Origin of the sequence: Gluconobacter sp. P1C6_b, assembly GCF_018811945.1 — a bacterium.
Lineage (GTDB): Bacteria > Pseudomonadota > Alphaproteobacteria > Acetobacterales > Acetobacteraceae > Gluconobacter.
Genome location: NZ_JACRVU010000001.1, coordinates 284,391 through 297,773, shown reverse-complemented (window position 1 = coordinate 297,773; position 13,383 = coordinate 284,391). Strand labels below are relative to the sequence as shown.

At 62.5% G+C, this 13,383-nt stretch carries 12 protein-coding genes; 9 read left to right on the top strand and 3 right to left on the bottom strand.

Annotated features, from left to right (window positions below):
* Positions 1 to 33: 33 nt before the first annotated feature.
* A complete protein-coding gene (dnaK, locus tag KP701_RS01400; RefSeq protein WP_215745367.1) occupies positions 34 to 1,938 on the bottom strand; it encodes a molecular chaperone DnaK in 1,905 nt (634 codons plus the stop codon).
* 270 nt (positions 1,939 to 2,208) lie between these two features.
* On the opposite strand from dnaK, the gene KP701_RS01395 reads away from it, so the two are divergent.
* The 8 genes from KP701_RS01395 to murA all read left to right on the top strand — a co-directional run bounded on the left by KP701_RS01395 (position 2,209) and on the right by murA (position 10,529).
* Positions 2,209 to 3,363, top strand: a complete 1,155-nt coding sequence (locus tag KP701_RS01395; protein WP_215745366.1) for a hypothetical protein — start codon at positions 2,209 to 2,211, stop codon at positions 3,361 to 3,363.
* 151 nt (positions 3,364 to 3,514) lie between these two features.
* Positions 3,515 to 3,895, top strand: coding sequence for a glycerol dehydrogenase (locus KP701_RS01390; RefSeq protein WP_215745365.1), 381 nt, complete (start codon positions 3,515 to 3,517; stop codon positions 3,893 to 3,895).
* Positions 3,895 to 6,126 carry a pyrroloquinoline quinone-dependent dehydrogenase gene (locus KP701_RS01385; RefSeq protein WP_215745364.1) on the top strand — a complete coding sequence of 744 codons (2,232 nt, stop codon included), beginning with the start codon at positions 3,895 to 3,897 and terminating at the stop codon, positions 6,124 to 6,126. The genes KP701_RS01390 and KP701_RS01385 overlap by 1 nt, the downstream gene beginning before the upstream one ends.
* A 188-nt stretch (positions 6,127 to 6,314) precedes the next feature.
* On the top strand, positions 6,315 to 7,499 hold the full coding sequence (locus KP701_RS01380; RefSeq protein ID WP_215745363.1) for a glycosyltransferase family 4 protein: 1,185 nt from the start codon (positions 6,315 to 6,317) through the stop codon (positions 7,497 to 7,499).
* Positions 7,489 to 7,668: a hypothetical protein gene (locus tag KP701_RS01375; protein WP_215745362.1), complete on the top strand. Its 180-nt coding sequence runs from the start codon at positions 7,489 to 7,491 to the stop codon at positions 7,666 to 7,668. Before KP701_RS01380 ends, KP701_RS01375 begins: the two co-directional genes overlap by 11 nt.
* Positions 7,669 to 7,674: 6 nt before the next feature.
* Complete coding sequence (locus tag KP701_RS01370; protein WP_215745361.1) at positions 7,675 to 8,589, top strand: DMT family transporter; 915 nt, start codon at positions 7,675 to 7,677, stop codon at positions 8,587 to 8,589.
* 93 nt (positions 8,590 to 8,682) lie between these two features.
* Positions 8,683 to 9,234: a dCTP deaminase gene (gene dcd / locus KP701_RS01365; RefSeq protein ID WP_099285777.1), complete on the top strand. Its 552-nt coding sequence runs from the start codon at positions 8,683 to 8,685 to the stop codon at positions 9,232 to 9,234.
* Between the two features lie 38 nt (positions 9,235 to 9,272).
* Positions 9,273 to 10,529, top strand: coding sequence for a UDP-N-acetylglucosamine 1-carboxyvinyltransferase (gene murA, locus KP701_RS01360; protein ID WP_215745360.1), 1,257 nt, complete (start codon positions 9,273 to 9,275; stop codon positions 10,527 to 10,529).
* Between the two features lie 85 nt (positions 10,530 to 10,614).
* Here the strand turns inward: murA and KP701_RS01355 are convergent, their stop codons facing one another.
* On the bottom strand, positions 10,615 to 12,090 hold the full coding sequence (locus KP701_RS01355) for a mannitol dehydrogenase family protein (RefSeq protein ID WP_215745359.1): 1,476 nt from the start codon (positions 12,088 to 12,090) through the stop codon (positions 10,615 to 10,617).
* 219 nt (positions 12,091 to 12,309) lie between these two features.
* Here KP701_RS01355 and KP701_RS01350 point away from each other — a divergent pair, with 219 nt between their 5' ends.
* Positions 12,310 to 12,786, top strand: a complete 477-nt coding sequence (locus KP701_RS01350; protein WP_215745358.1) for a GAF domain-containing protein — start codon at positions 12,310 to 12,312, stop codon at positions 12,784 to 12,786.
* 28 nt (positions 12,787 to 12,814) lie between these two features.
* Here the strand turns inward: KP701_RS01350 and KP701_RS01345 are convergent, their stop codons facing one another.
* A complete protein-coding gene (locus KP701_RS01345) occupies positions 12,815 to 13,369 on the bottom strand; it encodes a TIGR00730 family Rossman fold protein (protein WP_215745357.1) in 555 nt (184 codons plus the stop codon).
* Between the last annotated feature and the right edge of the window lie 14 nt (positions 13,370 to 13,383).

The following is a 13,383-nucleotide window of genomic DNA, read 5'->3' as shown; positions in this document are numbered from 1 at the left end:
GAGCGTTCAGCTCCGCCTGCGGAAGTCACCCGATCAGTGCTTCTTGCTGTCGTCTTCGAGGTCTTCGAAGTCGGCATCAACGACGTTTTCGTCTTTCTTTTCGCCTTCCGGAGCAGCAGCTCCTTCAGCGCCCTGACCAGCCTGGTACACGGCCTGACCAACCTTCATGGCAGCCTGCGTCAGCTTCTCGCTGGCGGCCTTCAGGGTGTCGAGGTTTTCGCCACCCAGAGCTTCGCGGGCTTCGGCGATCGCGGCTTCAGCTTCGGACTTGTCAGCCGCCGGAACCTTGTCGCCACCTTCAGTGATGGACTTCTCGGTCTGGTGGATGAGGCTTTCCGTGCTGTTGCGCAGCTCGACCAGTTCACGCTTGGCCTTGTCGGCAGAAGCGTTGGCTTCCGCGTCCTTGACCATGCGGTCGATGTCGGAGTCGGACAGACCGCCAGAAGCCTGGATCTTGATCTGCTGTTCCTTGTTCGTGGCCTTGTCCTTGGCAGACACGTTCACGATGCCGTTGGCGTCGATGTCGAAGGTGACTTCGATCTGCGGCACGCCACGCGGCGCCGGAGCAATGCCCTGAAGGTCGAAGTTGCCCAGCAGCTTGTTGTCAGCTGCCATCTCACGCTCGCCCTGATAGACCTTGATGGTCACGGCGTTCTGGTTGTCTTCGGCGGTGGAGAAGGTCTGGCTCTTCTTGGTCGGGATCGTCGTGTTGCGGTCGATCAGACGGGTGAACACGCCACCCAGCGTCTCGATACCCAGCGACAGCGGCGTCACGTCGAGAAGCAGGACGTCCTTGACGTCACCCTTCAGGACAGCGCCCTGAACGGCGGCACCGATGGCGACCACTTCGTCAGGGTTGACGTTGCGTGCCGGATCCTTGCCGAAGAATTCCTTAACCGTCTCGATGACCTTCGGCATACGCGTCATGCCGCCGACCAGGATGACTTCGTCGATCTCGTTGGCGGAGACGGACGCGTCCTTGATGGCTGCACGGCACGGGCCGAGCGTACGCTGGATCAGGTCTTCGACCAGGCTTTCCAGCTTGGCGCGGGACAGCTTGACGACGAGGTGCTTCGGACCGGAAGCGTCAGCCGTGATGAACGGCAGGTTGATCTCGGTCTCCTTGGAGGAGGACAGCTCGATCTTGGCCTTCTCGGCGGCTTCCTTCAGGCGCTGCAGGGCGAGCTTGTCACCACGCAGGTCGATGCCCTGGTCCTTCTTGAACTCGTCGGCCAGGAACCCGATGATGCGGTTGTCGAAGTCTTCACCACCCAGGAACGTGTCACCGTTCGTGGACTTCACTTCGATCACGCCGTCGGAGATCTCGAGGATGGAGACGTCGAACGTACCACCACCAAGGTCATACACGGCCACCGTGCCGGAATCGCGCTTGCCAAGGCCATAGGCGAGGGCGGCTGCGGTCGGCTCGTTGATGATGCGCAGAACTTCGAGGCCAGCGATCTTGCCGGCATCACGGGTTGCCTGACGCTGGGCGTCGTTGAAGTAGGCCGGAACCGTGATGACAGCCTGGGAGACGGTCTCGCCAAGATAGCTCTCGGCGGTTTCCTTCATCTTGCCCAGAACATAGGCCGCGATCTGCGACGGAGCATACTTCTCGCCACGTGCCTCGACCCATGCGTCGCCGTTGTCGCCACGGACGATGGCGTACGGCACCATCTCCTTGTCCTTCTGGACGGTCGGGTCGTCGTAACGACGGCCGATCAGACGCTTGACGGCATACAGGGTGTTGGCCGGGTTGGTGACGGCCTGACGCTTCGCGGCCTGTCCGACGAGACGCTCACCGTTGTCGGTGAAGGCGACCATGGACGGCGTCGTGCGGGCGCCTTCGCTGTTTTCGATGACCTTGGTTTCGTCACCCTCGCGTACGGCAACGCAGGAGTTGGTGGTACCAAGGTCAATGCCAATGACTTTGCTCATGTAATATCAGTCCTCTCAGCGGTCCGTCCCGGCCCTGTGAGGCACCGGGTCGGACCCTATTGACGTATCCAGACCCTCACGGGCCTGTGTTCCGACTACTGATCTAGGCAACGGCGCAAGGTGTTTCAAGCACTTGGACGACACATTTCGTCGAGAATGTTCGCTTCATGGGGCCGGAAGGGGAAGATGGCTGTTTCCGATACGGACATCCCCCTCTAGTAAGGTTGGACCTTCCGCTTTGCCTGCCAATGGGACAGTCTTCAGACAGCCATGCCGAATCATCCTTACTTTCGTGCCACGCTGATGGCTGCCCTGGCCGTTTTCTCCGCAACCGGTCTCTCCGCCTGTGGCCCGATGGGGCCCGGAAAACTGCGGAACGACCAGCTCGAATACTCCCGTGCGCTGGGCGATACCCAAAAGCACGAGATGCTGCTGAACATCGTTCGGCTGCGCTATGCCGATCCGCCGACGTTCCTTGATACGACGCAGGTGATTGCGGGCTACAGCGTTTCCAAGAGCATCAGCGGCGGCTTTTATGCCTATCCGGCGACGGCGGTCGGGAACTACCTGTTCGGCACGGGAACCATGTCCCTGGGTGAGAGCCCGACTTTCACCTATCAGCCGGTGACGGGGCAGCAATATGCCGAGAACGTGGTCCGGCCGATCTCGCCGACGGTCATCATGCCGCTCAGCCTCGGTGGCCTGCCGATCGACACGCTGCTGCGTTTGACGGCACAGTCCATTGATGGACTTTCCAATGTCCGCGGGCTTGGCGCGGGACCGTCTGGGGGTGGCTCGGTCCGCTTCTATCTGCTTCTGCACGACCTGCGGCAGCTTCAGATCCAGGGGGCCATGACCATCCGGATCACGAGCGAGACTCCGCCCCCGCCCGACAGCAAGAAAAACGGGGGCAAGTCCGACAGCAATGGCAACGGGGGAAGCAGCACGGGCACCGAGCGCTCCTATCTGGTCCTGACCTCGACATCGGACAGCAACCTTCTGGCGATCCAGGCGGAGGTGCGCCGTCTGCTGCATCTCGACCCGGGGGCTGAGGAAGCTGAGATCGTCTATGGCCCGTATCCCAAGCATCCCGGCAAGCAGATCGCGATCCTGACGCGCTCCATGCTCGCGATGCTGACGCAGCTCGCCTACGAGGTCGAGGTACCGGAAGATGACATCAAGAGCGGCCGTACGCCCCCCACGATCGGGCAGGTCGGGATCGAGAACCGTCCGGAAGTCGTGATCCATTCGAGCCGGGAAGAGCCGGACTCCCGCTATGCCGCGGTCAGTTACAACAACACCTGGTTCTGGATCAGCGATCGCGATTTCCAGAGCAAACTGGCGTTTACGATGGTGCAGGTTCTTGCGGCCCTCGCGGCGACGAACCATACGGCAGGGGCGGTTGTAACAATCCCGGCCGGGTAATAAAGGTAACGTGTATTTGAATTTGTTGAAGTGCAACCGTGTTATTACACGGTTTTGTTAGAATTATATTCAACAATATTGAAAAAGAACCGTAGCTTTCCTGAAAGTCTGGACTTACCGTCCGGACTTTCAGTTCTGGAGGCTTTCACCAATGCCAAATACTTATGGCAGCAGAACCCTGACCGAGTGGCTCACACTGCTCCTGGGGGGTGTCATCATTCTGGTGGGGCTGTACTTCGTGATCGCCGGGGGCGACCTCGCGATGCTGGGCGGCTCTGTCTATTACGTCATCTGTGGCATTCTGCTGGTGGCTGGCGGTGTTTTCATGGTCATGGGGCGGACGCTGGGCGCATACCTGTATCTGGGTGCGCTGGCCTACACCTGGGTCTGGTCCCTGTGGGAAGTGGGCTTCAGCCCCGTTGACCTTCTTCCGCGCGCTTTCGGCCCGACGCTGCTGGGCATTCTTGTCGCCCTCACCATTCCGGTTCTTCGCCGGATGGAAACCCGCCGTACCCTGAGGGGAGCCGTCTGATGCGCAGATCCCATCTTCTCGCCACCGTTGCCTGTGCCACGCTGGCCTGTGCACCGCTGGCTGCCAATGCCCAGTTCGCCCCCGCAGGCAGCGGTGGTTCGCCGACCTCTTCCGTGCCGGGCCCCGGCAATGGCAGCGGCAATTCCTTCGAGCCGACCGAGAACACGCCAGCCGCGAAGAGCCGCTTTTCCGGCCCGTCCCCCTATGCGCCCCAGGCTCCGGGTGTGAACGCGGCCAACCTGCCGGATATCGGGTCCATGGATCCGAATGATGTTCCGCAGATGGCCCCGCAGCAGAGCGCCAGCCCCGCCTCCGGAGACTGGGCCGCCTACGGCCATGACGACAGCCAGATGCGCTATTCGCCGCTGTCAGAGATCACGCCGCAGAACGCCGATCAGCTCAAGGTTGCCTTTGTCTATCATACCGGCAGCTATCCGCGGCCGGGCCAGACGAACAAATGGGCTGCCGAAACCACGCCGATCAAGGTGGGTGACGGCCTCTATATGTGCTCGGCCCAGAACGACATCATGAAGCTCGACCCGGCGACGGGTAAGGAGATCTGGCGTCACAACATCAACGAGAAATACGAAGCCATTCCCTACACCGCCGCGTGTAAGGGCGTGACGTATTTCACGTCGTCGCAGGTGCCGGAAGGCCAGCCCTGCCATAACCGTATCCTTGAAGGCACGCTCGACATGCGCCTGATCGCGGTTGATGCCGCGACCGGCAATCTGTGCGAGGGCTTCGGCAATGGCGGCCAGGTCAACCTGATGCAGGGTCTTGGCGAATCCGTCCCCGGCTTCGTTTCCATGACGACGCCGCCGCCGGTCGTGAACGGTGTGGTTGTGGTCAATCATGAGGTTCTGGATGGTCAGCGCCGCTGGGCCCCGTCGGGTGTGATCCGTGGCTATGACGCCGAAAGCGGCAAGTTCCTGTGGGCTTGGGACGTGAACCGCCCCGATGACCACAGCCAGCCGACCGGCAACAACCATTACAGCCGTGGCACGCCGAACTCCTGGGCTGCGATGACCGGCGACAATGCGCTGGGCCTCGTCTACGTCCCGACCGGCAACTCGGCTTCCGACTATTACAGCGCCCTGCGTAGCCCTGAAGAAAACAAGGTGTCGTCCGCAGTCGTCGCGCTGGATGTGAAGACCGGCTCTCCGCGCTGGGTTTTCCAGACCGTTCACAAGGACGTCTGGGACTATGATATCGGCTCGCAGGCCACGCTCATGGACATGCCCGGCCAGGATGGTCAGCCTGTCCCCGCACTCATCATGCCCACCAAGCGCGGCCAGACCTTCGTGCTCGACCGTCGTGACGGCAAGCCGATCCTGCCGGTCGAGGAGCGTCCCGCTCCGTCGCCGGGCGTGATCCCGGGCGATCCGCGTTCGCCGACGCAGCCCTGGTCCACGGGTTTTCCGGCCCTGCGCGTACCGGATCTGAAGGAAAAGGACATGTGGGGCATGTCCCCCATCGACCAGCTCTTCTGCCGTATCAAGTTCCGCCGTGCGAACTATACGGGTGAGTTCACGCCGCCGAGCGTCGACAAGCCCTGGATCGAATATCCGGGCTATAACGGCGGCAGCGACTGGGGCTCCGTGTCCTATGACCCGCAGAGCGGCATCCTGATTGCGAACTGGAACATCACTCCGATGTACGACCAGCTCGTGACCCGCAAGAAGGCTGACGAACTTGGCCTGATGCCGATCGATGACCCGAACTACAAGCCGGGTGGCGGTGGTGCCGAAGGTAACGGCGCCATGGACGGTACGCCTTACGGCATTGTCGTGACCCCGTTCTGGGATCAGTACACGGGCATGATGTGCAACCGTCCGCCCTACGGCATGATCACGGCCATTGACATGAAGCATGGCCAGAAGGTGCTGTGGCAGCATCCGCTGGGAACGGCCCGCGCCAATGGTCCGTGGGGTCTGCCGACGGGTCTGCCGTGGGAAATCGGTACGCCGAACAATGGCGGCTCTGTCGTGACGGCCGGTGGCGTGGTGTTCATCGCGGCGGCTACGGATAACCAGATCCGTGCCATCGACGAGCACACCGGCAAGGTGGTCTGGAGCGCGGTTCTGCCGGGCGGCGGTCAGGCGAACCCGATGACCTATGAGGCCAATGGCCACCAGTACGTCGCCATCATGGCGGGTGGTCATCACTTCATGATGACGCCGGTCAGCGATCAGCTGGTCGTCTACGCCCTGCCCGATCACAAGGGCTGAGAACGCGGGGGCTGAGGCCTCCGGATGACGGAAGGGGTAGTTTTCGTGCCGGAAATGGCACGGAGACCGCCCCTTTGTCGTTTCCGGGGCCGTTTTTTCCATTTTTCGGGTGGGAAGCGCATCCAGACCCGGCTACAGGCTGTCTTCCTTCACAGAGATCTTCCCGGAACAGGCCACCTCCGACCGTCATGACCGACCGCTCTCCCGTCATCCTTCAGGTTCTTCCCGCGCTGGGCACGGGCGGCCTGGAGCGCGGGGCTGTGGAGATTGCCGCGGCAATCTCGCAGGGCGGTGGAACGGCACTGGTTGCCTCGCGCCCCGGCCGGCTGCTGGTGCAGCTCCGTCATGCCGGCGCACGGCATATCGAACTTGATCTGAAGAAAAAATCCCCTGTCGCCGTGCTGCGCAGGGCGCGGGATCTTCAGGCGATCATTCGCAGCGAGGGCGTGGATCTTGTGCATGCCCGCTCGCGGATTCCGGCCTGGGCCGCGTGGATCGCCTGCCGCCGGGAAAACATCCCGCTCGTGACGACATGGCATGGCGTTCATGAGGCGAAATGGCGGGCCAAGAAGTTTTATAATTCCGTGCTGGCACGCGGCACCCGCGTCATTGCGATTTCGGAGTTCATCGCCCGCCGCCTGCGCAGCGAATACGCCGTGCCGGAAAGCCGCCTGCGCGTCATTCCGCGTGGGGCGGATCTGCGGGAGTTCACGCCCGGCACGATCTCCGGCGAGCGTGTGCAGAAACTGGCCGAGGTCTGGCGCGTGCCTGTCGAGGCAAGGATCATCCTCATGCCCGCACGGCTGACGGCATGGAAAGGGCAGGGCGTTCTGGTCGAGGCGCTGGGCCTGCTGCGCCCGCGGATGGGGAGAGGCTGGATCTGCGTTCTGGCCGGCCCGGAGAACGACCGGAAGTTCTCCCGCAGGCTGCAACAGCGCGTGCGGGAACTTGGCCTTGAGGAGCATGTCCGCTTCGCCGGAACCTGCACCGATATGCCAGCCGCCTGCGAACTGGCGAGCGTTGTCGTGGCGCCCTCGCTCCGGCCCGAGCCGTTCGGACGCACACTGGTGGAAGCGCAGATGATGGGTCGCCCCGTGATCGGCACGGCACAGGGGGCCATGATGGAGACAATTCTGCCCGGTGAGACGGGTCTGGTCGTGCCTCCGGATGATCCGCAAGCTTTGGCGGACGCGCTGAAAAGCGTTCTGGAAACAGACGAAGACGCGCTGGACTGGCTGGCGGAAAAGGCCCGGGCCCATGCCGTCGCCAACTATACGACAACGCTGATGCAGGCCCGCACGCTGGGTGTGTATGACGAACTTCTGGGCACCCGTCTGCGGGAGACATTCGAGGAATACAGCCATGACCAGTAAGGACGCAAAACCGACAGAGCAGATCATCCGTGACCGCGCCGCGGCCGCGAAGGAAGAGCGTGAAAACCGTGAGGCCAAGGCGCTCCGGGCCAATCTGATGCGCCGCAAGCAGCAGCAGCGTGCGCGGCCGCAGGATGACGCTGCCTCATCTTCTAGTGATGATCGCTGAACCTCTGTGAAACGCAGCTTTCCCCTTCCTACGCCGCAGGAACTGGCGCTGACGGGCGTGACGGTGCTGTGGGGCGGGACATTTCTCGTGCTGCACATCGCCATGCAGCAGTGCGGACCGCGTTTTTTCGTCTTTGTCCGCTTCATGATGGCAGCGGTGTTCGTCGGGCTGCTGGCCGGGCGGAAACTGCTGGATTTCAACCGACGTGAAATCCGGGCGGGCGCGCTGATCGGTGTGGCCCTGGCGACCGGCTACGTGCTGCAAAGCGCCGGCCTTCGCGACATCACCAGCAGCCGCTCCGCCTTCATCACGGCACTGTATGTACCGCTGGTGCCAATCTTCCAGTGGGCGTTCCTGCGCAAGGCGCCACATCTGATGAGCTGGCTGGGGATCGCGCTGGCGTTCGCCGGACTCGTCTGTCTGGCGGGGCCCGCTGCGCTGTCGCTGTCCTTCGGGCGCGGGGATCTTCTGACGCTGTTCGCAGCCATCGCCATTGCGGTCGAGATTGTCCTGATCAGCCTTTACGCGCGGGGTGTGGACAGCCTGCGCGTGACGGTCATGCAGCTTTTTGCCGGAAGTCTTTTCGCCGGGTTGATGGTCCCGGTTTCGGGGGAGGCGATTCCTGCGTTCTCGTGGATCTGGTTCAGCTGTGCACTGGCACTGGGCGGCCTGAGCGCGCTGGTGCAGGTTGTGATGAACTGGGCGCAGAAATCCGTCTCGCCCACAAAGGCGGCCGTGATCTATGCCGGAGAGCCGGTCTGGGGCGGGCTCGTAGGCTGGCTGGCGGGTGATCATCTGCCCCCTGCGACCCTTCTTGGTGCCGCGCTGATCGTGGGAGGCGTGCTGACCAGCGAACTGCGCCCGCAATGGCTGGAGACCCTGCTGGGACGTGTGCCACAGACGCTCACGAAAAATGACTGACCCGACACATTGCGTGATCGTCCATCGCTCGCTAGAGCAGGTGGGTTAAGACGCAGAGAGCGGTTTCAGCCGCTCTCGTTCAGGAGTGCCTTCATGCCCATCATGCCCGACACATGGATCCGCCAGATGGCCCGGGAAAAAGGCATGATCGAGCCTTTCGTGGAGGCCCAGAAGCGCGAAGGCGTCATTTCCTACGGTCTGTCGTCCTATGGCTATGACGCGCGCGTGGCTGATGAATTCAAGATCTTTACCGACGTGGACAGCGCTATCGTCGACCCGAAGAACTTTGCCTCCAACAGCTTCGTAACCCGCACCGGCGACATCACCATCCCGCCCAACAGCTTCGCGCTGGCGCATACGGTTGAGTATTTCCGCATCCCGCGTGACACGCTGGTGGTATGTCTCGGCAAGTCCACCTATGCGCGTTGTGGTATTATCGTGAATGTCACGCCGCTGGAGCCGGAATGGGAAGGCCAGGTCACGATCGAGATCAGCAACACCACGCCGCTGCCCGCGCGAATCTATGCAAACGAGGGCATCTGTCAGTTCCTGTTTTTCCAGGGTGCCAGCCCCTGTGAGGTCAGCTACGCCGACCGTGCTGGAAAATACATGCGCCAGTCCGGCGTCACCACGCCCCGCCTCTAAAGCCCAGCTCTCAAGGCCTGTTTCTCAAGGATCGCACCATGGACCGTTTCATCATTCGCGGTGGCCGCCGCCTGACAGGCGAAATCGAGATCGGGGGGGCCAAGAACTCCGGCCTCAAGCTCATGGTCGCGGGCCTGCTGACATCCGAACGGCTGGTGCTGTCCAACGTGCCAGCCATTGCGGACATCAAGACGATGCGCGACCTGCTGGTGGGGCTGGGCATCACCGTCGAGGAGGCGGGGCCACGCACGCTCTCCATCGGTGGCGAGATCGGCTCCGTCGAGGCGCCGTATGACATCGTCTCCAAGATGCGTGCCTCCATTCTGGTGCTCGGCCCTCTTCTGGCACGGGCCCGTGAGGCGAAAGTGTCCCTGCCGGGTGGCTGCGCCATCGGAACGCGCCCTGTGGACATGCATCTCAAGGGGCTGGAGACGCTGGGCGCCGAGATCCGTCTGGAGAACGGCTATATCAACGCGACTGCTCCGGACGGGCTGAAGGGTGACCGGATCATCCTGCCGTTTGCCAGTGTGGGCGCGACCGAGAACCTGCTGATGGCCGCAACGCTGGCCAAGGGACGCACCCATATCGTCAACGCCGCGCGCGAGCCGGAAATCAGCGATCTGGTGCACTGCCTCAACGCCATGGGCGCGCAGATCACGGGCGAAGGCTCGGGCACGCTGGTCATCGACGGTGTTGAGAAGCTGCACGGCGCGCATTATGCCGTCATGCCGGACCGGATCGAGTGCGGCACCTATGCCTGCGCGGCCGGCATCACGGGCGGCGACCTGCTGCTGGTGGGCGGACGGGCCGATGATCTGGGCGCCGTGATCCGCACGCTTGAGGAAACGGGCGTCGAAGTTGTGGAAGAGGCGCGCGGTCTGCGGGTCCGCCGCAGCGGCACGCTTCAGGGCGTGGACATCATGACGGAGCCGTATCCCGGCTTCCCGACCGATATGCAGGCGCAGTTCATGGCGATGCTGTCGGTGGCCGAGGGCGCGTCCATGATTACCGAGACGATCTTCGAGAACCGTTTCATGCACGTCCCGGAGCTCAATCGCATGGGCGCACGCGTCAACGTGCATGGCCGTTCCGCCATCATCCGTGGTGTGCCGAAGCTGTCGGGCGCGCCCGTCATGGCGACCGATCTGCGGGCGTCGTTCTCGCTGATCCTGGCAGGCTTGGCTGCGGAAGGTGAGACGCAGCTCAGCCGCATCTATCATCTGGATCGTGGCTATGAAGGCGTGGACCGCAAGCTCGCTGCCTGCGGTGCCGATATCGCCCGCGTCTCGGACTGACAGGTACAAAAGTTTTTGGTGAAGCTTTTTTCAAAAAGCTTCAAAGATCTCCGCCTTTTTGAAAAAAGGCGGAACCCAAAAACTTTTATACGTTTGCGACCAGATCCTTCAGGACGGCAGCCGTGCCGCGTGTTTTCAGGTCTTCGCGGGTCTGGATGAAGCGCGTGAGGAACTCGGCCGAGGCTTCAAGCCCCCAGCCGGCAAACACGCTCATATCCAGAGCCTTTGCGGGGTTCGCATCCAGCGCCAGAGCACGGTCTTCGGCGCTGAGGCGCGGTTCCGTGACGGCGAATGTGGCCTCCACGTCATCGCGGCCGGTCAGATAGGCACAGTAACAGGCGAGAACGAAGGCGATCCGGCGCGGGTCCTGAGACTTTTTCAGAACGTCCTCGGCCGTGGCCCGCAGGAAGACCGGCAGCTTGGACGTGCTGTCGGATGTGATACGCAGAAGCTGGTCGCTGACGGCATGGTTGCGGAAACGCTGCAGAAGCTGGGCCGCGTAATCCGGCAGACTGATGCCCGGCGGGGCGGTAAGCTGCGGCTCGACATCATGGCGCAGGAACTGCTGCAGCAGGGCGGCCAGATGTTCGTCGCCCATGGCCTCATCGACCAGCCGGTATCCCATCAGCACGCCCGGCAGGGCCAGCGTGGAATGGGACGCGTTCAGCATCCGCAGCTTGACCTGTTCGTAAGGCTCGACATCGTCCGTGAACAGCACGCCGACCTGCTCCCAGGCCGGACGTCCGGCCGGGAAATGGTCTTCCACGACCCACTGGATGAAGTCCTCGCAGAACACGGGAACACGGTCCTCGATCCCGCTCTGCGCATCCAGACGCGTCACGTCGGCGGGGTGGACGGCCGGGGTGATGCGATCGACCATGCAGGACGGGAATGCGACATTGGCCTCGATCCATTCCGCCACTTCCGCGTCCCGCAGGCGTGCGAAGGACAGCACGGCGTTGCGCGCGACATCGCCATTTGCGGGAACGTTGTCGCAGGACAGGATGGTGAATGGCGCAACGCCGGCGTCCCGGCGCTGACGCAGGGCTTCCGTCATCAGGCCAAACGCCGTGTGCGGGACCGGGCGGTGCAGGTCTTCGGCAATGGCGGGATGTTCGGTCATGAACCGACCGGCCTCATCCATGTAGTAGCCGCCTTCGGTCACCGTCATGCTGACGATGCGGATGGCCGGGTCCGTCAGACGCTTCAGCGCGGCCTCACGGTCGGCAGGGGCATGGATGTATTCGACCAGCGACTTCACGATCCGGACTGTATCGGGCCGGTTCGGCGGGCATTCGCGCAGGGTGTAGAGCCCGTCCTGCGCGTGCAGGGCCTCGGCTTTCGCCACTTCCGCCGGATGGTCCATCAGACCCATCCCGACAATGCCCCAGCCCGACTGGTCCGCCAGCGCAAGCGCGCGGTCCGTATAGACGGCCTGATGGGCACGATGGAAATTGCCGACGCTCAGATGGACAATGCCAGGCGTCACCGCATCCCGGTCGTAGGACGACGTCAGGATGGAGTCCGGGAGGTGGGACAGGGTCTGGGAAGTCAGGATCATGGACAGGATCTTTCAGGCGAAAGGACCGGCTTCTTTTAGAAGCCTCCCATTCCGAGGAAACCGTTTTTGTATTTTGTGAATTATTTCTAATAATGCTCCCGAATACGCGAGCATTAGCGGAAATGGTTATTTCCCATAAATATGGCGACCTTTTCCGTTTTTTCCCGTCTGTCCTATGATCGGCGGACCCATTCTTCGTTTTTTGCAGGACAGTTTCTCATGAGTGCCCCCATCCATCGTCTGAGCGTGGACGAACTCGTCCCCATGGTGCGGTCTGTTCTGCAGACCGAGACGGACATGATTGCCAATATGGCCAATATCGCGGCCCTGCTGTTCGAGGCTTTGCCACAGATCAACTGGGCCGGGTTCTATCTGTGGAAAGAGGCAGACGGGCAACTTGTGCTCGGGCCGTTTCAGGGCCGTCTGGCCTGTACGCGGATTCCGCTCGGGCGCGGCGTCTGCGGGACAGTCGCGCAGAGCCGGGAGACGCTGGTGGTCCCGGACGTGCATGCGTTTCCCGGGCATATCGCCTGTGACGCAGCATCGGAATCGGAGATCGTGCTGCCGGTCGTGGCCAGAGGTACGCTCGTGGGCGTGCTGGACATCGACAGCCCCGTAAAGGACCGGTTTTCCGACGCCGACCGCACACGGCTGGAAGAGGTGGTCCGTCTGCTCGTGGCCACACTGGAAGGTTGAGCGGGGACTGGCCCCGCTCTTTCGGGAGTCAGGCCGGAACGCTGACGGACAGGTGGCTCATCAGGTCCGGCACGTCCTCGACGACCGTGAACAGCTTGCGGGCCGACGGGTCCGCAAACCCCTGATCGACCGCATCATTCAGCGTGTTAACCAGGGACGTGGCCCAGCCGCCGATATTGACGATGTAGATCGGCTCCTGATGCAGGCCGAGCTGCTTCCAGGTCATGATTTCCATGAGTTCGTCGAACGTGCCGAGGCCGCCGGGAATGATGGCGTAGGCGTCGGACAGCTCGAACATGCGGGCCTTGCGGGTGTGCATGTCCGGCGTGACCTCAAGCTGCGTCACACCCTTGTGCATGACTTCGCGGGCATGGAGAAATTCGGGAATGACGCCGATGACCCTGCCGCCCGCCTGAAGGGCTGCATCCGCTACCGTGCCCATCAGCCCGACATGGCCGCCACCATAGACCAGTGTGATTCCGTGTCGCGCCAGGGCCGTTCCGATCTCTTTTGCACCTTCGGCATAGACGGGAGAGTTGCCGAAGCGGGAGCCACAGAAGACGGCGCAGGAACGAATGGTCATGTCGGGTCCGTGTA